Source organism: Coleofasciculus sp. H7-1, assembly GCF_057473865.1.
The window spans coordinates 1-19,034 of the sequence record NZ_JBYCCT010000012.1 but is presented as its reverse complement, the minus strand read 5'-3'; the positions used below and the strand labels follow the sequence as shown (position 1 = coordinate 19,034).

Below are 19,034 nucleotides of genomic sequence, written 5' to 3'. Positions count from 1 at the left end.
TTTGAAAAATGACTAATCCGCAGGAGATGAAAGCTGCTATCCAATCCGTTATTAAAATAATGATGGATAGAGTTATGTACAATGCTATTGAAAAAGACCCTTTTATCAAAGAAGAACATCGAGCTAAAAAGCCTCTTTTTGCAGCCTTAGTTCCCGATGAGATATTTAAAGGCTCTCACTTTGAAAGAAGGTTTGTAACTCCATTTGGTAATGCCTGGGAAAAGTTAGCGGAAGTTGCAGCGATGCAAGGTTTAGGTTATGGGATTACTGGTCACAGCATTACTGGAACAGTCAAAACTGAAAGACTTAGACGAATTACCCAGGTGCTTAATTCTTTGGAACATCCAGTGCAAGGACAACAGAGAGTCAAGCCAAACTGGGATTCTGAGTTGGAGTACATTTTAGCAGGAGAAGGTGATGATATCCCAGTATCTATAACTTGTGACGTTTATGCTGAGGATCGAATTCAAAACAAAAAATATGCTTTTGAGCTTAAAGCCCCTCTTCCCAATAGTGACCAAACTAAAGTTAGTAAAGAGAAAATATTGAAACTCTACAGTATGGAACCATTGCTGATTGATGGTGCTTATTATGCTCTTCCATACAACCCATATGGAAAAAGAGAAGATTATAAGTGGAGTTTTCCCGCCCGCTGGTTCAACATGAGAGAAGATGAGGTGGTTCTGATAGGCGACGAGTTTTGGGATAAAATAGGCGGATTGGGTACTTACCAAGCTTTCATTGATGCTGTAAATGAGATAGGTAAAGAATACAAAGAGAGAATATATAGAGAGTTTCTTGGAATTGAACCTCCTATTAATGTTGATGAAGGGAAGTTGTAGTCTTAGTCTAGTAACTTAAGAGTGGTAAAGGGGAGGAGGGGCGATCGCATTCCCATCACCAAGCGCGATCGCTATCTCAGAAATTATACTACATTTGGAGAAGCGATCGCGTCCTAAACACCTTAACCATGAGTCAATTACAAACAAAAATACCGACAGATACTTGGGTTGTAGCCAGTTGGGATGAATATATCCAGGCGATTGAAGATCCGCAACTAGAAAAAGCTAAAGGCTATTACCATAATGGACAATTGAGGATTGAAATGTCACCTGTAGGTTTTTACCACTCAAGAGATCATGCAATAATTCTTTTCGCTGTCACCTTGTTCGCTACCATTAAAGGTATTCCCCTTAATGGACAAGATAACTGCACCTTCAGAAAAACAGGCGTTCAAGAAAGTCAACCCGATGTATCTTATTATATTGGTGAAAACGCCGATGTGATTCCTTGGGGAACGTCAATCATAAATTTAGACCAATGTCCCCCACCAGATTTAGTGATTGAAATTGCTAATACTTCACTATCTGATGACATCGGGCAAAAACGGCTGCTGTACGAAGATTTAGGAGTAGCAGAATATTGGGTGGTGGATGTTGCGAACATCAGAATTATTGCTTTTGCCATCACCTCTGCTGGGGGAAGTCAAAGAATTACTGAGTCTCAGGTGTTGCCGGGATTAGCGATTTCAGTGCTAGTGGAAGCTTTACAGCGCAGTCGTCAAGAAAATCAGAGTTTGGTTGGTGCTTGGTTATTATCCCAATTTCAGCAGTAACCATTGCCTGATGTTCTAGATCGGGGCGATTCGCACTGTATGTTAGCTTCATATTGAGTACAACATTGAAGCTGATTAGTCTTATTTGATAAGATTTTCAAGTCCGAGAACCTAGCAGAAATGCTAGGTGAAAATCGAAACTATTAGCAACAATCACCATGCCTACATCTGCAATTGACGGCAATTTTGACGACAAGAGTGCAGCAGCTATCCAAGCGGCGCGGGAGGGGGTTGCTGTATGCGATCGCTCTCATTGGGGACGGATTCAAGTTTCTGAAGGCGATCGCATCCGATTTTTGCACAACCAGAGTACAAACGATTTCCAGCGACTCAAGCCAGGACAAGGCTGCGATACGGTTTTTGTCACATCAACGGCGCGAACGATTGACTTAGCCACCGCTTATGTGATGGAAGATGCAGTGCTGCTGCTGGTTTCACCCAATCGGCGCGAGAAGCTGATGAAATGGCTAGACCAATACATTTTTTTCGCTGACAAGGTGCAATTAACCGATGTAACTGATAATACCGCTACCTTCAGCTTGATTGGGCCAGGGAGTGATGCCCTATTAGAACAGTTGGGTGCGGGTGTCATGATTGGTCAACCTGATGGTTCTCATCAGCGATTCACGGTGGGAGATACTGAGGTGCGAGTGGCTGTGGGCAGCGGTTTGGCAATACCGGGATACACTCTAATCCTCTCCGCTGCTGATAAGGAAACGCTGTGGAATACTCTAGCGCCAGCTGGGGCAGTGCCGATGAGCGATCGCGTCTGGGAACATCTGCGAATCGAACAAGGACGCCCCGCACCTGACCTGGAACTAACTGAGGATTACAATCCTCTAGAGGCAGGCTTGTGGCAAACAATCTCCTTTGAAAAAGGCTGCTACATCGGACAGGAGACAATTGCCCGTTTAAACACTTATAAAGGTGTCAAACAACACCTTTGGGGCGTCCGACTCAACGCACCCGCCCAACCAGGAAGCGTAATTACTGTTGGAGAAGAAAAAGTCGGCAAACTCACCAGCTACACCAAAACCGACCAAGGTTCCTTTGGACTAGGCTACGTTCGCACCAAAGCCGGTGGTGAAGGACTGAAAGTACAAGTAGGGGAAAGCCAGGGTGAACTCGTTGCGGTGCCCTTTGTGACACAGGACTACGTTTAGGGGCAATACTACGAACGCTGGTGAAATTTGCCATAAAGCATTGCTGCAACGGGTTTCCCGCCCCGCAAATGTCGTTCTATAACTGTTGGCACTTCATCGGGATGGACGTGGTTGTACCAAACCTCTTCTGGCATTACCAATACCATTGGGCCATTGCCACATTGTCCTAAGCATTGGCTACCTGTTACAGTGACGTCGGGAACTCCAGACGCCTGGAAAACTGCCAAAACTTTAGCTGCACCCTGCTTGCGGCAGCTGCGGTTTTGGCAAATTAAAATACTTTTAGAGCAAGACAAGGTACGTGTTAGAAAAATTTCCGCTCCTTTGGGTAAGAAGCCGAAGCCTACAATATCTAGGGTAGCTCAGGCAGATTCCTACCAAAGGCAAGGCAATTTCACAAGACGACGATGCTAGGTTAGTGGCAATCTTGATAGGGTAAGCGATCGCGCTATAATTCGCTAAACAGACAACTTTTTTCAAAAATTAACTTTTCTAATCATTACTGTTTTGCTAAGTGCCAAAGAGTAGTCTTAATGATATAAACAGGATCTATCTGCTGCTCCCACTCATATACTTTCTTTATCTGGTAGCTTGGCTCTTGATCGAGAATAGCCTTCAAAGCCTTTTTTGAATCCACGAATACATCACTGAAATCACCAGCAATAGAATTTATAGGTAACTTGCTGTCAATTTCTTCATTTGGTTTAAGAACAGGTTGATTAGATACTGACTGAAGTTGAACTTTTGGATCGAGCAGATAAGTAAGAGAAAAAGGAGGTAAGTTGTACCAGATATAAAGTGGGTGGGCACTCTGGTTAACAACCTGAGCTATTTCGTTATAGTGACAACTGTTATATTTGCTCCACCATTCTTGTGCTTGAGAACTGACTGCACAAGATAAAACTCCTCCCGAAATGATTACGGCTGTAGCAATCTGCCATAGCCGTCGTTGCCAGATTTTACCAGAAAGTGACGATATTTTGGCAGCAAGAAGGTAGGCAATTGCTATTTCTATAGCTAAGTAAGAAGGGATGAGATATCGAGCAACGCCGGAGCGTCTTCCTCCAGAAATTAAATCTGGAAATGTCAATGCGATCGCGGTAACTCCAACCATCGTCAAGATAAACAACCAAATGCGTTTTTCAGTCTGACGACAGAGAAAGTAAATTGAATAAATTACTATAATTAACGATAAAGAAATTCCGATATATAGCCAAAAATTTCTATATTTGAAACTATAATTGAAATCAAGAAAAATCCGACTAAGATTAAGAATCCATGTTCTTACCAAAGATTGTATCGGAAAACTTGATCGAGTCCACTCTGTGGCTTCATCAACTGTTGACAAGTTACCCAGAGCAATCAGAAGCCAAGGTACAAAAAGTATGATAGCCGCTAAAGATGCCAGCAGATAGGAGATAAATGTTTTGCTTGCCCGAAACTTTTCTATCGAAAATACATATATTCCATGACTAATTGCAGTCAATACGAAAAATAAATGAGAATAAAGACCTAAAATCAAAGTTGCTGCATAAATACCCCAAGCGGATTTTGTTTTTACTCGCATCGCTCTCAGAAGCGATGCACTAGATATTAAGATTGCTACTGTCCATAAGCTATACTGACGCGCTTCCTGAGCATATAAGATATGAAATGGTGAAATAGCTATCAGCCCGGTTGCCATCCATCCCACCAGGGGCAACTCAAATAATTCTACACATAGCCAATAAATACAAGGGAACGCGAGTAGGCTAATCAAAGCAGGTAGACTTCTCATCACTGCCACTGAGTTTCCCCACATCTGTGCCCAAAATCGAGCTAGCAAAAAATAGAGTGGTGGATGCTCAGCAGTTGCTGCTAAAGAATTAATCATATCAGTTAAATCTTTTTCACCATTAGGACGCTGATATTTCTGCAAATCCTTAGCAGAGATTGCACCAGTATAAGAAGCTTCCTGCTTAACTTCTTCTAAGGTATAACCTGAAATCCGACGTGAAGTGCTACTTTCATCACCCCAATAAACTTTTTTTTCAAGATTAGCAAATCGAAAGAAAAGACCTATGATTAACAAGATTACAATGAAAAATCGTAACTCTTTGGAATAAAAATTTTTGTCTTTCTTCTGGGCTTTCATCATAAGATTACTCCGTCCATTTCAGTCCTTAAATATTTAACTTAGCCACACAGGATGTCTCTTCTACTTTAGAAGATAAACATCAGCAACTGGAGTTTCTAAAACTGTACTATAATCTTGTGCTAAATCTGGATTACTATAAACCTTAAAAACTGGAAAAAGATTATCAGTTCGTTGTACCATATAGGACTTTGGATAAACCAAGTAATTACCTGCTTGACAAAAGGTTTTGACAATATTTAAATTCTTTTTAGTGATGTATTTATCAATATATTTGTAGGGCTGGTACATTGACATCCAACCGACAGGTTTCGGATCAAATGTACAGATTGTTGAGTTTGCAGGTAATTGACTTAGAATTTGAGTAATGTCAGAAGTAGATACCAGTCTATTTTGGCTATACTTGCTGGTTAAATACTGATAGTCATAGTTTATATTAATCAAGATTGACAAAACTATACTTACAATTAAAAAAACACTCAATAACTTGTCTGTTTTTCTAGATAAATCCAAGTAAGCTAAACTCAACACAGCCAAAATTATTGGAGCAATTAAAATTAAAAGCTTGTAATGAACGTAATAAATTCCTTGATAATTTGAAGCAGCATATAAATAAATAGACCAAGTAAATGCTAAAACACTGAAAATAGTTTTGTTTCCTTTAAATTTAGCTATCCCTACCGTTAGAACAATCGCCAAGAAAATAGTAGAGATTAAGATATAAAACCAACCTTCGCCGGTAAAATAAGCTTGTTGTCCTAATTCAACATAATTAAATACCAGCCTACCAATCTTACTCAAAATATTAGAGTGAGCTTCTTGATTAGAGCTAGTTAAAGTCACCATAATTTGTTTAGTATTCAACCAACCGCGACTAATCTCTCCTTTCCAATAAGGAAACAAAGCTACAAATGCTGCTAAAACAGACAAAATAGGTAGTAGATACCTAATAGGAGTCCTACGGTTTTTTGATATAAACAAAATAGAGCTGGCGATAAAAACCACTGGCATAACAAAAAGAGTCGTGGAGTGCAAGCTAATTAGTATTGCTAAAACAATTCCATAAAGTACCCAAGAAAAGCATTGAGGAACCAAAGAAAATCTAGCTTCTAACTGATATTTGTAGAGTAAAGTAAAACAAAGCAGAAAAAATACAATTGGACTGGGGTTCCACTGGAAGGTACTTATAAAAATTTCCCCAAAAATTAGACTGTACCAAAAACCCGCTAATCCTGCCAAAAGAAGGCGTTTTGAATATTCAACATTTTCTAACAGTTCATAAACTAAATAAATTAAAAGCGGAATAGATAAAAAAGAGAATAAAGCATTAGGTATAGCCGTAAAAACTGGATCTGGGCCAAATATAGTAAAAGGAAAAACTAGATAATAATAAAGAGGTGGTAGATGATATCCTCCCACAGATGCAGAGGGACCTAATATTGGCCAATTTCCTTGCCACATCTCCATGTAGATTTCAGCATCTCTGGCCTGATCGTAATAAAAAAAAGTGGTATATTTGAGAACACTGAATAGTCGGATAAAAAAGCCAAAAACTAGGGATAATACGATTAAAGTATATGCAGTAATGTTTGCTGGGCTATTCTTAAGCTTTAACATTGTTTTAACCCTATTCCTTAAAAAACTCATTCTTTATGCCTGTCCCTGAAATTAATTCAATCTGTCATCTTGCTGGTAGCTTCCAGATGGAAAATATTCCGAATAGATAAATACATTATCAACAATAAAAAAGCAACTAAAATCGCTACTAAATACCAAGGAATACCGATAAATACAAGAGAGTTAGGCCAGATATTTACAGTATGACTACCGTAAGCTTCTATGTCTGAATGTAAATACCATAAATTTTGCTTTTGAATTGCTGGGGAATGAGTAGCAATTTTAAAAGAAGTGACAAGATTCCTCGTTGCACTCTTCAACATATCCAATGACTGGCTATTTGAGAACTTCCAGACATAAGCTACTTCATCTTTTCTAGCAAAATCTAGCCTCCAGTACCAATGTGAAATAATTGATGACAATGAGAGAATAAAACCAAAACAAGCTAGAAAAATTGCTGAGAGTTTCAACGAGGTTCTTTGTAGCACATATTCTATATTGGCTGCAAAGGGCAAAAAGAGAATGGGTAGGACGGTGACTAGATAACGGGGTCCCCATCCCCCGCCACCATACCAACTCCTCAACCTTGCATGGAGTAGAAACCAGGCTATTGTTAGTACCAATATATACAAAGCTTCTTTTTGATGCTCCTTAAAGAATTTTCTGAATAGAACAACAGATAGGATTAATAAAGGGGCATAAATAAATATACTTTTTCCAGGACTTAGCAAAAGACCTGCTAATCCTGTAAAAACATTTCCATCCAACGCATTGTTACCCAAGTATTTTGCGTCTGTTTGAACCGGAGAAAGGTAGAAAAATCCAGTTCTTAGATGGTTATACCAAGATTGCCATAATAAAAAAGGTAAGATTATCAGTAATGCAGTAGCGACATTCTTTATTCTGATTATTAAAGACAGTCTGCTAATAAGTACCAGATAACCAATTGAAGCTACTATAGCTAAAATCATGGAAATTCTGGTAATCAAAGAAAACCCTAGACAAATAAAAGCTAATATTAAATAAGGGGATTTTTTACTATCTATAAAATTTAATAGGAGCAGGAAAGATGCAGTTAATAATGTAGAACAGAGAACTCCATCAAACGATTCTCTAGTATAAGTCCAAAAATAAGTGCTAATAGCTAGACATAAGGTCGCTATAAAGCTGGGTAAGATAGCTTGACCAAACTGAAACCGCAAGATACCGAAAAAAGCAGTGACTGTGAGTGCAGAATAAAACCCAGGCTGAAATGAACGTATAAATTCTTTCGTTATAGATATAGCTTTCAACGTAGCGAAGGGAGACAAAATCCTTTCTAAAATTACGTTAAAAAAAGCGGTAGGCAGAAAAAATAGTGTGTTTCCTATTTCTTGGGAAGCATAGGTTCTACCATTAGGTGCTATTGAAAAAATTCCCTCTTGTGAAGTATCAAAACCTAATTGTCCTGTGGTAACAATATGCTCTGCAAGCTTGTAGTGGAAGGAGCCTTCGGCATAATCGAATCCGCAATTACTCAAAATAAAGAGCGCCCAGAAAAAAATAAATATACTTAAATAGGTTTTAAGTTTTTGCTTATTTTTGCTATCGAGCATTTCCCAAAATTTAAATTTAAGCATTTTAAATGTTTAACGATAGCGCTGCATAATCAAGTGAGAACTAATAAGGACAGAGCCGATGCGACTGGCAAAACCATGCAAGTCTTAAATAGTAAGGTTTATCTGGTCGCTCGGCTGGAAAAAATTTGAATGATAAGTGTTTTAAACTTGTCACTCCAAACTTTTTGCTAGATGATCTTTACTTATCTAGTTCGGGATTCTGGGAGCAGGATTGCTGCCAAGTGGGCTTCTTTTCTACATTTTGAGGTTGACCGGGTGGCACAGTTCTCTCGTTCATAAAGTCAATTTCAAAGTTATCCAGTTGTTTTGAACCTTGGTGTCGAGCGTTCCAGTCGCGGCAGAGGTATTGCCCATAGTAGGGATAAAGCTTTTTGCCGATAGCGCGATTGAGATTGATGAAATAGGTGCGCCACTGCATATTTCGATAGAGGGCGTTTCGCATCTTCCGACTCGGCTTCTCCCAACTCACAGGATCGCCGTCCCTCAAAACATCAACTTCAGTTCCATCTTTAAGTTTGCCTGGGATTACGTGCCAACCATCATCTCTGGGGGGAGCGGGAGCAAAAATACTCCAAGATTGGTCTACCCTCAAAATGCGACTAATCCAGTCAATTGAATTTAACGCTTTTCGATTAAATTTTTCTGGGGCAAAACTTCGGAAATTCCAGATGGTGACGTAAGCTAGCAAGAGTAACGTCACTATATTCATCGGTCGCGAAGAACGTACTTCAAGGGGACGGAACTTGAAGGGTTTGGTAAAGTTACCAGCAGCCTTGCGGTTAGATGCAATTGTCTCGTAAAATTTCGTTCCTACAGACATCACGGGTCTCCATTTGAGAAGGGGAACCAGTGGCTTAAAGATGGGGGATAAACTACATACGTAGGCGATCGCTTCCCACTTAAAATGTCTGTTTCCTTGCCAATCCACCACTACCCAGGAATTTTTCGCTTGCATATCTGCAAAGATCGAGGGATCGTCCTGAGCTAAGAGCAGTGGCGTCTGTGCAGGCAATATCAGGAAAGTGCGAATCAGGTAGACAACCTTCTTGCAGAAGCCGCAGTCGGCATCGTAGTAAATCTGGAGTCCGGCTCGTTCGGGAGTATACAGCCGCTTAGATACTGAGTCCCAAACTTCAGTTGGGATGAAAACTAGCCAGCTAGTTATACTGAGAAACGGGAAAATCCCCAGTACAAACGACAATCCGAAACCGATATGTAAGAGGATAAACGAGATAATTGTACAGCAGCGGAAAAAGCTAGTACGAAAGGGAACGAAGAGGAACAGTGGCCCGATTGATTCCAACGACAAGGCGCTAAAGGTGAGTAAGACTAAGAGTGCAGAAGGCAGGCTAAGTAGGAATTGACCAAATGCTGTAGCGTACTGGTCGAAATTCAAGGCATAATAAACCGCACTGCCATCAGGCCACCAAAGCGTACTCTTAGCTTTAAAAGCCGCCGAAAAGATGTAGATGAAGCATTGCTGTAGCGTCAGTGCTAGCGTGGCACCGGAGAGGATGCGCTTGGGTAATTTTTGGGTGGATGTATTCAGGGCACTATCAATGGAGTAATAAGCACCCAAGGGCAAAAACATTGTCCAGAAAAGCAGTGCGCGAAGTACATCATCCGCCGCAAAAATTAAAGCTGGGTTCCGGTTGTGGAGAGATACCATTAGCGCCCAAGTTGCGATCGCTGCCAACCTGGTGCGATATCCCACCAATAACCCTAAAGCAACAAATCCAGCCAGCAAAAACAGAATTACTTGAAACCAGGTTTGACCGCCCAGCGCATGAACTGACCAATACCAAGGTTTTAAGATAGTGGCTAGTAGCGATCGCGGCATCACTCCAGCATCTGTATAATGTGCTGTCAGATCCCCAGCCCGAATGATTAAATCGGCAAGGACAACCAGCGCCAAGCCAATCCGAAACAGGGCTAGCGATCGCAGGTCTAACCCAAACAGTTGCTCAAGCTTGGAAGTAAAAATGGCTTTAGATTTTTGCTGAGTAGAAGCCATAAAACGTTAGACCTTGATGGAAAATTTTTTCATGATTAATCGCAGTCAGCGATTAGCCGTTTGTTAAATTTAATACTTAGATCGTCGGGAGTAATTCGCCGCCAATCGCCGTTTTCCCAAACTCTTGAACCCTAGCTTTACTAACTGCCGCCGGATTGCCGTCAGCCACTTCCAGACTGTTAAAACAACCCGCCGAATCGCTTGGTGAAGCCAATTTCTCACCACCTGGAGACGGTGAGGCACCGTTGGCAGTCGCTGGAGGTAGACGACTTGTCTGGTAATAGATGCCAAGCGCCCTTCTAGATTCAGACCAAAGCTAGAGACCGCAGCGGCACCCTTTCCCAGCGTCACCATTTCTCCCAAGTGCAAATAGCGGAAGCGCCGTAAGGGTCTGCCAGCGATCGCTGCCCAAATGTTGCGGGCAGCACAATCTGCCTGTTGAAAAGCGGCTTGAGCAGTTGCTGGCACCCGTGCGCCACGGGGATTGTAAATTTCCGCCAAATCCCCCAAGGCAAACACTTCTGGATAGTCAACCAATTGTAAGGTAGGGCAAGAAATCAGTTGTCCCTGGCGATTATGCTGGCAATCGAGTTCGCGCACCCAATCGATCTGTCGGGTTCCAGCCGTCCAAAATACCAAATCTACAGGCAGAGTGTCAATCTGACCATCCCGAACCAAGGTGATTTGGTCAGGTTCAATGCGGTTGATGCTCGTTTCTAATTCTACCCGCACGCCACGAGCAGATAAAGCACGGTGAGCAGCAGCTTGAGTATGAGCGGAAAAGGTTTTAAGAATTTGATTGCCCCGGTCAATCACCAGCACTTGCCCTCGTTCCTGTAGCCGGTCGGCTATTTTACAAGCTAGTTCTACGCCATTGGGGCCAGCGCCAGCGATCGCGATCCGAATTTGTTTCTGCTCAGAAAGCTCAAACTCGCGCAGCTGTTGTTTAAGAAGCTCTACATCCGCCAAACTGCGAAAGGTTTGGGCATAAGTGCCAGCTCCGGGAACGCCCTCTAAGCGCGTCTCTCCCCCTACTGCCAAAACTAGGTAGTCGTAAGCGAGTACCTCACCGCATTGAAGCTTTACCTGGCGCGTTTGTAAATCAACCTCCTGAATCGTCTCTTGACAAAAACGAATATTTGTGTTCCTTAATAGCTTCTGATAAGAAGGAGCAATTTCCCACGCTTGCAGTTCGTCTGTCACCAGTTCGTATAGCAAGGGAGTAAAGAGAAAGCGATCTTTTTGCTCAACCAGGGTAATTTCGCATTTATTTGATTTCAGTAAGGAAAAACGGCGCAGGTACAAAGCAGTGTAAAGACCGCCAAAGCCCCCACCGAGAATGCAAATTCGGGTGGGAGTTGCGTTCCCAGACCCAGAAGAAGCAGAACTGACCTTTCTCCGATGCCTTGTGCCGTCTAGCTTGCCGTCCATATCATTGACAGGGGTGCGTGTAAATAAGCTTGATATCGAACCCTAATGGAAGATTAGCGATTAGCTATTGCGGCACTTTGGTTGTGGAGTTGGGTGCTGTCAGTTGCGAAGCGATCGCTGGCTTTAGCTGTTGAACCAGCTCCATTGCCCTGATTGTTCTGGCTTCCGGTTTCAGGTGATAGTGGGTATCGGCAAACAAGTTAGAGTCACTCTTCAAGTTCAACGAGTCCTTCTCGTAGATCAATGGAGCGATTTTGCTCAGTTCCTCAGCCGTCTTTTTAACGTTACTAACCGTCTTCTCATCGCTACTGTTAGCATATACCCACGGCAATGACAGCACTAAAGTCGCTCCCTTTGCCTCGACTTCTTCGCGGAATTTAGAGATCCGCTGAAGCGCGTGTTTAGATACGGGTTCTTCAAATTTCATCTGCCACCACTTCCCAGCGCGTTCTTTGGTCACGGTAGGGTCGCCACGTTCGTCAACCGGATCGGAGTAGTAGCCGGTCATTTTTCCGTTTTCAATCACCTCCAAGCTCGACTTAGTAATTCCTCTAAGAGTTGGAACCCCAAGCAGCATCGCGTCTAGAGCCAACTGTTTGGGAGGGATTCCTCCCAAACCGGGCTGTCCAATTGCCATCCCAAACGAACCAGAGCGATCGCCCAGCCCATCCTCATCCAACAGCAACAGGTACTCTGGAATCAGAAGCACGATATCGCCTGGGCGAACTTGACTCAAAATACTCGGAAGGATGACATCTAGACCAATTGGGCCATCTAACCCCATGTTGAATACGGGAATGCCGAGTTCTTGCTCCATTAGCTTGGTATTCAACGTGTAGTGCGCTCCAGAACCACCTGTTATCAGCAGGCGGTGGGGTGCTTCAATTTGGCTTGCCAGCGCCACCTTGCGTTCGTACATGGCACGCAGCCAGCTCAGTTCTCCACCGTAGCGCACGTTATAAAGGTACCCAACAGACCAGGCTAAGCCAGCAACCGCTATCCAACTAGCAAGCTTTAGAGGTTTCCACATTAGAACTCGAAGTAAATAAATTTAGAAGGGGTATTTGCAGCTAGCAAGATGGTCAAACCCAGAAGAACACGAGTTAACCAGGGAGATAACAGCAAATCATATTCACACGTCCGTTTTTGCCAAACTGCGAGGTGTTCCAAGAACAATTCCGCCGCTGTGAGAAAGAGTATCAAAACTAATACAGCTCCCTCATTCTCGCTAAAGGAACTCATTGCCTTTCCCAAATTTGAGAACGAGTACGCCCAAGGCGTCACCAGTGTTTGCAGCTTCTGTACCAGTCGAGTGATATCTGACTCCATGAAGAATAGACAGCCCAGCATCACTGAACCAAACGTTAGCGCCCACGATAAGAACTGAGGCATGAATAGACGTTCGCCAACGAAGCGGTAAAAAGGGCGACCCGCATATCGCAGAACTAGCAGTAACAAGCCATGATAGGCACCCCAAATGATGAAATTCCAAGCGGCTCCGTGCCAAAAGCCTGAGAGCGTAAATGTGACGAACAGATAAAATGCCGCCCACTGCTTCTTTGCGCCCATCAGGGGGAGGAAAACGTAGTCTCGAAACCAGGTACTCAGCGTCACGTGCCAGCGACGCCAAAATTCTTGGATGCTTGGGGAGGTATAGGGGGCGATGAAGTTAAGCGTTAGTTGAACCCCTAGAAACTTCGCTAAACCCAGCGCAATGAAGCTATATCCGGCAAAATCAAAGTAAATTCTTAGGGTGAATAAGTAGATAGATAGCCAGACTAGCCAGACATTTGCAGTTTCTTGCAAGTTGATGTACGGCGACAAGTTATCCGCCAGTACCAACTTCATAAACAAGCCCAAAGACAGCCACTTGAGACCATCCTCGAAGTTTTCTACAGAGAACTTAAAGCGGAATGATTCAATTTGAGGAAACAGGTCAGCTCGGCGCTCAATCGGGCCAGCGACGACTTGTGGGAAGAAGGAAACAAAGTTGATGTAATCAATAACTTTAGTTGGCTGCTTGTTTTTGCTTCTGAATGAATCCACTACAAAAGCAACCATCTGGAAGGTGTAGAACGAAATCCCTGGAGGAATTGCACCTGCTCCGGGAATGCCGCCTCTCTGCTGCCAACTCTCAGCAACTCCTCCCACAAATAGTCCTAGAACATCTTCCACAAAGAAGTTCACGTATTTGAAGTAGGCAAGGATGGCGATGTCGATCCCGATCACCGCTGCTGCGATCGCTTGCGATTCCCAACCTCGACGGCGCAACATCAGCCGCACCATCAAGTAGTTAAAGATAATCTCAAAGGCGAAGATGATAAAGCTGGAGCGCGACGCATTCATAAACAGCGTCAGCGACAGCACCATCAACCCGATGCTATCAAAGTAATCTCGCCAAATGTTCAGGTACTTGCCTATATAGCGAACCGTGAAAAGTGGAACGCCGATCAGAAGAAGTACCCACCAGAAGGAGAAATCAGAGAAATTCAATTGACTGTTTCCTCCATATTTTTTAGCAATTAAAAGTTAGTATCTTAATCGAGTATTTAGCGATTGGTAATTAGTCATCAGAAATGGGTTATCTTTCATTGTCCGGAGTTGAAGATTTACAGCCACCACAACAGCAAACAAAATTTTTAACCAGTTACCAATTCCCAATTACCAACCCGTTTATCTTTCTCTAGCTGCCGCTAATCCGGTTCCAGAGACCGCCCCAACCAGAAGACTTGGAAGATGCCTCTACTTTTTCCGTTTGGTCATTACTAGCTGCCTTTCCATTGCTTACAGCATCTGTAGATACTGCCGCTGAGACATCAAACTCTTTAACCAAGTATTCAGCAGATTTTTCAATAGTAGGGTAATCCCACAGCAGAGTCGAAGGAAGCTCGCATCCCAGCCAATCCTCTAAATCCCCAACTAAGGTGACAGCATCGATGGAATCCAGCCCGTAGCGCGTCAAAGGTTCGCGGACATCAATGGTTTTTGCATTGAGTGAAAGTTGCTTAGAAAGCTTGGTAACTAGCCAGGTTTGAATCGCTTCAGCCGGGGAGTTTTCAACAATCATACTGTCGTCTTGTAAATTGTTTTTGCTTAAATCTTCACTAGGCTTGGAGCTGGAGTTCTGAAGCTGCATGGGGTTTCTCCTCTTGTGATTGGGATTGGGCTAGTTGGAGGGGGACAATCGAAAACATCTTGTTTTCTCTGTCAAGCTTGAGAAGTTCTTGGGCAACATTCTCGATGTAAATGCTAGGAATGATACCTGATGAAGGACGAAAAGTCATCAGGAGTCTGTTGAGGCAAATTGCCAGCCATTCACCTTTGGCAAAAAAGTCACCCAAGATTTTTCGGTTGTAAATCCACATATGTACAGCTGCGGCGGCGGCGTGCAATGTGCAGTACTTCTTGGCTAGTTCAAATAACTCAGGAGACTGATCGTGTCCGTATTCAAAGCCTGAGCTTGCCAAGAATTCATCCTGTGCGTCGAGTTCTTCGAGGACAGTGCTTGTCAGTGTTATCAGCTTCTGCAACACTTCAGCATCGACGCTGGAATCCGTCTTTAAGTCATACAAGTGTTCTAGAGAGATTTCCAGACCTTGTAAAACGTCATCGCATCCCCGACTGAACAGCTCAAATTTTGCTCGTTCGCACGGCGGCAGAGGTGCCGCTAGAGAAAATCTGGATTCCAGACGCGATCGCAATCTCTCATAAGTAGCAGCATTTCTTTTCGCCCGGTATTTCGCCATCTGACGAAGCTGTAAAATCAGCGCGTGCAAGTTAACAACCGTACTGCCATCAAACACGCTAATAATGGCATTGTCTCTGGCAACCTTTTGGAAAATTCCCTCATCGTGACCTTCGCGTAAATAAAAGCGTGCCCCTAGAATCACGGAAAGGTTTTGAACAACCTTTTCCACAGCCGTCGGCACAAAATATTTCACGAAGATAGATGAAACGCTAGATTGTTCCGGCGCGACATGAAAACTTCTTGCCCCTGCAATCGTGACACAATCGCAAACCAAAATATCTAAAAAAGCCTCTACTAAAGTAGTCCGAGGGTGGGGAATATCAAAAACAGTTTTGCCGTACAGTTTCCGCCCTAGAGCAAATTTCAGCACCGTTCTAAGCGCTGTATCCGCCGATCCTAAAGAAAATGCTGCACACAAAGTACGAGTTAGGTGAAAGCCTTTCAGCCCTAATTCTAAACCCGCGCCTTCTTGCCCCAAACGCATTTCTTCAGGCACAAAGCAGTTATCAAAACGGATTCCGCTCATATCGGAACCGCGAATTCCCAAAGTCTTGATCTTAGGAAGATTGGAATAACCCGCTGGATCGATCTCGCTTTTATCAACAACAAACAGAGACAAGCTGCGTGCCCCACCACTGTCATCTGTTTTGGCAAGCACAACCGAAATTCCAGAAATTGTCGCTCGGTTGATTGGCCATTTTTCCCCATTCAGGAGATAACCACCAGGAACCTTAGTTGCCTGGACATCGCTGGCAACCAGGTCGCTTCCGTGTGCCCTTTCTGAATAAGCGAGACACATGGCACCATGCTTATCTTTAATAAACTTTGCTAGCTTTTGTTTCTGTTCGTGGGTGCCCGCCATCCAAACCAAACCAGACCAGAAAAGCGTGCTGAAAGTTATCGATGCCGTAAGGTCGCGTCTGGATAAAACTCTCACAAAAGCGATGAATTCTTCATAAGATTTCAGTTCGCCGCCGTATTCCACGGGGATGTGGTAGTGATGAAGATTCCAGTTGTAGAGCCATTCAACTTCTTTTTCTGGAAATTCTTCGCGCTCGTCCAACTCCATGACGCTTTTGAAGGACATCACACTTTCCGCCTGTGTCGGATCGCCTAAATCCTTTTCGAGCGCTTCAGCGACCCAGTACTGTTTTAGTTGATGCATTGAATTCTCCGTGTAATGGGTAATGGGTAATGGGTAATCGCAATTAGCAATTCCCAATCCCAATCGCTATTTAGGCATTTGCACTTTCTGCAACAGGGATTCTACTTCTCCCTTGAGACTTTGAAACTTTGCCGTGGCTTGAGGATTTTCGCTCCAATCCGCGACTACATCCAGACTTCCTGCTAAGAAAGCTGCTCGGCAACCCTGACGCTGAATCTTGCCGCTGGAAGTTTTCAGGATACTTCCAGGCTTCACCAATACCACAGCATAAACCTGTAGCTCGTGCTGTTCTGATACCACCTGACGGATGGCTCCCATGACCTCATTGTTGTCTAGATTCTGGGTATGGCGCTCGACTTCTTGGACAATTACCAGTCGCTCCTCGCCCACCATCACTGAAAACGCTGCGCCATGTTCGGGTCGAAGCGCTGCATGGCTTTCTTGTACAGTCCATTCAATATCTTGCGGATAGTGATTGGTGCCTCGGATGATAATTAAATCTTTGATGCGACCTGTGATAAATAGCTCACCATCTTTTAAGAATCCCAAGTCGCCAGTCCGTAGAAATGTCTCTGGACTTCGCCCCGCTTCGCTAACACCTGTATCTGCGATGCGTGCCTGGAAAGTGCTTTCCGATTCTTCGGGTCGCTGCCAATAGCCTTGAGCCACGCTAGGATCGGATACCCAAATTTCGCCGACTTCATCCTCTGCACATCGGGTGAATTTCTCTGGATGCACGATCGCTATCTTGGTATTGCCAACTTTAGTCCCGCATCCTACTACCGTCCGCACAATATCATGATTTTTGGAGGCTGGAACGACGCGATTTTTTTCCAATGCTGCCGGATCGAGATTGCACAAAACGGGTGTTGCGGTTTGTGCAGAGAAGGATACTAACAGAGTTGCCTCAGCCAATCCGTAGGCAGGACAAAAGGCATTCCACTGAAACCCAGACGGTGCAAAGGTTTCGTAGAAACTTTCCATGACTTGAGGGTTGATTGGCTCGGCGGCATTGCCTGCTGCACGCCAACTACTCAAGTCTAGGGTGGCGCGTTGTTCTGGTGTAACCCTACGCACGCATTGATCGTAGGCGAAGTTAGGACCTTGGCTATGGGTGACTTTGTAGCGCGAAATCGCCTGGAGCCAGTGAAACGGGCGTTTAATAAAGGCGAAGGGCGACATCACGTAGCAGGGGATACCGTTGTAGAGGGGTTGGATGAGTCCTTCAACCAATCCGTAATCGTGGAAGTAAGGCATCCACGCCACAGTCACGCTGTCTGGGGTATAGCCACAGGCTTTTTGGAGGTTCGCTGAGTGGAACATCACGTTGCCGTGGCTGAGCATCACACCTTTGGGGGTGGAGGTGGAGCCTGAGGTGTACTGGAGATACGCCAGCATATCGCTGGTTGCGGCTGGATCTTGCCAGGTATCAGCCAGAGACAGGTCTACCTGCTCGGTGTCAATCCAGCGCATCGCCTGAAATTCCGGAATCTTCTCGTCGTACTCTTCAACCAGGGAAAGAATTCCAGAGGTGGTTAGCACCAATGAGGCTTGGGCATCTTTTGCGATCGCTTGCAGTCTGGGCAAGGTTCGCTTCAGTCGCCCCGCTTCCGGTGGGGGTACGGGAATGGCAATCGTTCCGGCGTATAAGCAACCGCAAAAAGCAGCGATCACTTCTAGACCTTGTGGATAAAGCAGCAGTGCCCGCTCTCCCTTAGCATTATGCTGTTGTAGCAAGGCAGCGATCGCTCTCGCTTGACGATCGAGCTGTGCATAAGTGAGCTGGGAACCTTCTTTCTTGCCATCAATCAGAAACGTATAAGCTAGCTTTTCCGGCTGCTGGAGTGCCCTCCACCGCAGCAGTTCAACCAGCGTAGAAAAATTCTGAGCTGTAGAAGAATCAATATCGCCTGGTGTGACGGTGTTCATAAGTACTGATGGAAACCTGGTAGCTTTATTGAGAAGTGGTCGCGGCACCAGAAAGTTGAGAGCGCTAGGTTAAGAACTACGATTCATTTTCTTTATTGTTTTTGTTCGGATTTTAAAAAAGCGTCTAACTTGAACAATCATGGAAGCTACAGATAGTGGTCTTGAGTAAAAAGATCAATCTTTCGGTGGTTTTTCAATTTTGATCTGATGTCTATCTTGAAGACTAGTAATTCTACGAATCTTTATCAAAAAAATATATTTGAACCCCCAGACTAAATACGTCAAATAACTTATCCTACATTGCTTTTCTTGATATGGCACCTAAAAAGTTTTATAAAGATTTTGTAAAGTTATTTCATTATTAAGCAGGATTAATCTGTCATCTAAATTACAAACAGTAAATTTTTTTTACAAAAGCTGGTTTCCGGAAGATGTGACTACCAGCAAAGTTTAACCCCTTTGCTAGTAGGGATTATCCCTCTTCTGTCACTTTCCGAATATAATGAATAAAGAAATTGAAAAATAAAACTCTACACAGTAGGTAGGGCAATGGATGTAGAATTACAAGTTTTCAAACATTTAGCTAGAGATGCCCATCC

General features: G+C 43.8%; 14 protein-coding genes. 3 read left to right on the top strand and 11 right to left on the bottom strand.

The features are described 5' to 3' along the window. Positions 1–8: 8 nt before the first annotated feature. The 3 genes from AC2VDX_RS03295 (at position 9) to ygfZ (ending at position 2,778) form a co-directional block, all read left to right on the top strand. Complete coding sequence (locus AC2VDX_RS03295) at positions 9–842, top strand: TdeIII family type II restriction endonuclease (RefSeq protein WP_378174836.1); 834 nt, start codon at positions 9–11, stop codon at positions 840–842. A gap of 128 nt (positions 843–970) precedes the next feature. Continuing rightward, positions 971–1,615: a Uma2 family endonuclease gene (locus AC2VDX_RS03290; RefSeq protein ID WP_378174839.1), complete on the top strand. Its 645-nt coding sequence runs from the start codon at positions 971–973 to the stop codon at positions 1,613–1,615. A gap of 158 nt (positions 1,616–1,773) precedes the next feature. Then, a complete protein-coding gene (gene ygfZ, locus AC2VDX_RS03285) occupies positions 1,774–2,778 on the top strand; it encodes a CAF17-like 4Fe-4S cluster assembly/insertion protein YgfZ (protein WP_378174842.1) in 1,005 nt (334 codons plus the stop codon). An 8-nt stretch (positions 2,779–2,786) separates the two neighbouring features. Here ygfZ and AC2VDX_RS03280 read toward each other — a convergent pair whose 3' ends face one another. The 11 genes from AC2VDX_RS03280 to AC2VDX_RS03230 form a co-directional block, all read right to left on the bottom strand. Continuing rightward, complete coding sequence (locus AC2VDX_RS03280; protein WP_378174845.1) at positions 2,787–3,074, bottom strand: (2Fe-2S) ferredoxin domain-containing protein; 288 nt, start codon at positions 3,072–3,074, stop codon at positions 2,787–2,789. A 203-nt stretch (positions 3,075–3,277) separates the two neighbouring features. Continuing rightward, entirely contained in the window at positions 3,278–4,915 is a 1,638-nt protein-coding gene (locus tag AC2VDX_RS03275) for a glycosyltransferase family 39 protein (protein WP_378174848.1), read from the bottom strand. A 60-nt stretch (positions 4,916–4,975) separates the two neighbouring features. Further along, on the bottom strand, positions 4,976–6,529 hold the full coding sequence (locus AC2VDX_RS03270; RefSeq protein ID WP_378174851.1) for an ArnT family glycosyltransferase: 1,554 nt from the start codon (positions 6,527–6,529) through the stop codon (positions 4,976–4,978). 56 nt (positions 6,530–6,585) lie between these two features. After that, positions 6,586–8,148 (bottom strand): glycosyltransferase family 39 protein, encoded by a 1,563-nt coding sequence (locus AC2VDX_RS03265; RefSeq protein ID WP_378174854.1) that lies wholly within the window; start codon positions 8,146–8,148, stop codon positions 6,586–6,588. 178 nt (positions 8,149–8,326) lie between these two features. Further along, positions 8,327–10,162, bottom strand: coding sequence for a DCC1-like thiol-disulfide oxidoreductase family protein (locus AC2VDX_RS03260; RefSeq protein WP_378174857.1), 1,836 nt, complete (start codon positions 10,160–10,162; stop codon positions 8,327–8,329). 69 nt (positions 10,163–10,231) lie between these two features. Then, complete coding sequence (locus tag AC2VDX_RS03255) at positions 10,232–11,593, bottom strand: NAD(P)/FAD-dependent oxidoreductase (protein ID WP_378174860.1); 1,362 nt, start codon at positions 11,591–11,593, stop codon at positions 10,232–10,234. A 64-nt stretch (positions 11,594–11,657) separates the two neighbouring features. After that, positions 11,658–12,623, bottom strand: coding sequence for a hypothetical protein (locus tag AC2VDX_RS03250; RefSeq protein ID WP_378174863.1), 966 nt, complete (start codon positions 12,621–12,623; stop codon positions 11,658–11,660). After that, positions 12,623–14,086: an MBOAT family O-acyltransferase gene (locus tag AC2VDX_RS03245; protein WP_378174866.1), complete on the bottom strand. Its 1,464-nt coding sequence runs from the start codon at positions 14,084–14,086 to the stop codon at positions 12,623–12,625. Before AC2VDX_RS03245 ends, AC2VDX_RS03250 begins: the two co-directional genes overlap by 1 nt. A 190-nt stretch (positions 14,087–14,276) precedes the next feature. Then, positions 14,277–14,729 carry an acyl carrier protein gene (locus AC2VDX_RS03240; RefSeq protein ID WP_378174869.1) on the bottom strand — a complete coding sequence of 151 codons (453 nt, stop codon included), beginning with the start codon at positions 14,727–14,729 and terminating at the stop codon, positions 14,277–14,279. Beyond that, complete coding sequence (locus tag AC2VDX_RS03235) at positions 14,698–16,506, bottom strand: acyl-CoA dehydrogenase family protein (protein WP_378174872.1); 1,809 nt, start codon at positions 16,504–16,506, stop codon at positions 14,698–14,700. The genes AC2VDX_RS03240 and AC2VDX_RS03235 overlap by 32 nt, the downstream gene beginning before the upstream one ends. Positions 16,507–16,572: 66 nt before the next feature. Then, positions 16,573–18,435, bottom strand: a complete 1,863-nt coding sequence (locus tag AC2VDX_RS03230; RefSeq protein WP_378174875.1) for a fatty acyl-AMP ligase — start codon at positions 18,433–18,435, stop codon at positions 16,573–16,575. Positions 18,436–19,034 lie beyond the last annotated feature (599 nt).

Coding starts and splice junctions, on each gene's coding strand:
- AC2VDX_RS03295 (WP_378174836.1), top strand. CDS start 9: ATGACTAATCCGCAGGAGATGAAAGCTGCTATCCAATCCGTTATTAAA.
- AC2VDX_RS03290 (WP_378174839.1), top strand. CDS start 971: ATGAGTCAATTACAAACAAAAATACCGACAGATACTTGGGTTGTAGCC.
- ygfZ (WP_378174842.1), top strand. CDS start 1,774: ATGCCTACATCTGCAATTGACGGCAATTTTGACGACAAGAGTGCAGCA.
- AC2VDX_RS03275 (WP_378174848.1), bottom strand. CDS start 4,915: ATGATGAAAGCCCAGAAGAAAGACAAAAATTTTTATTCCAAAGAGTTA.
- AC2VDX_RS03270 (WP_378174851.1), bottom strand. CDS start 6,529: ATGTTAAAGCTTAAGAATAGCCCAGCAAACATTACTGCATATACTTTA.
- AC2VDX_RS03265 (WP_378174854.1), bottom strand. CDS start 8,148: ATGCTTAAATTTAAATTTTGGGAAATGCTCGATAGCAAAAATAAGCAA.
- AC2VDX_RS03260 (WP_378174857.1), bottom strand. CDS start 10,162: ATGGCTTCTACTCAGCAAAAATCTAAAGCCATTTTTACTTCCAAGCTT.
- AC2VDX_RS03255 (WP_378174860.1), bottom strand. CDS start 11,593: ATGGACGGCAAGCTAGACGGCACAAGGCATCGGAGAAAGGTCAGTTCT.
- AC2VDX_RS03250 (WP_378174863.1), bottom strand. CDS start 12,623: ATGTGGAAACCTCTAAAGCTTGCTAGTTGGATAGCGGTTGCTGGCTTA.
- AC2VDX_RS03240 (WP_378174869.1), bottom strand. CDS start 14,729: ATGCAGCTTCAGAACTCCAGCTCCAAGCCTAGTGAAGATTTAAGCAAA.
- AC2VDX_RS03235 (WP_378174872.1), bottom strand. CDS start 16,506: ATGCATCAACTAAAACAGTACTGGGTCGCTGAAGCGCTCGAAAAGGAT.
- AC2VDX_RS03230 (WP_378174875.1), bottom strand. CDS start 18,435: ATGAACACCGTCACACCAGGCGATATTGATTCTTCTACAGCTCAGAAT.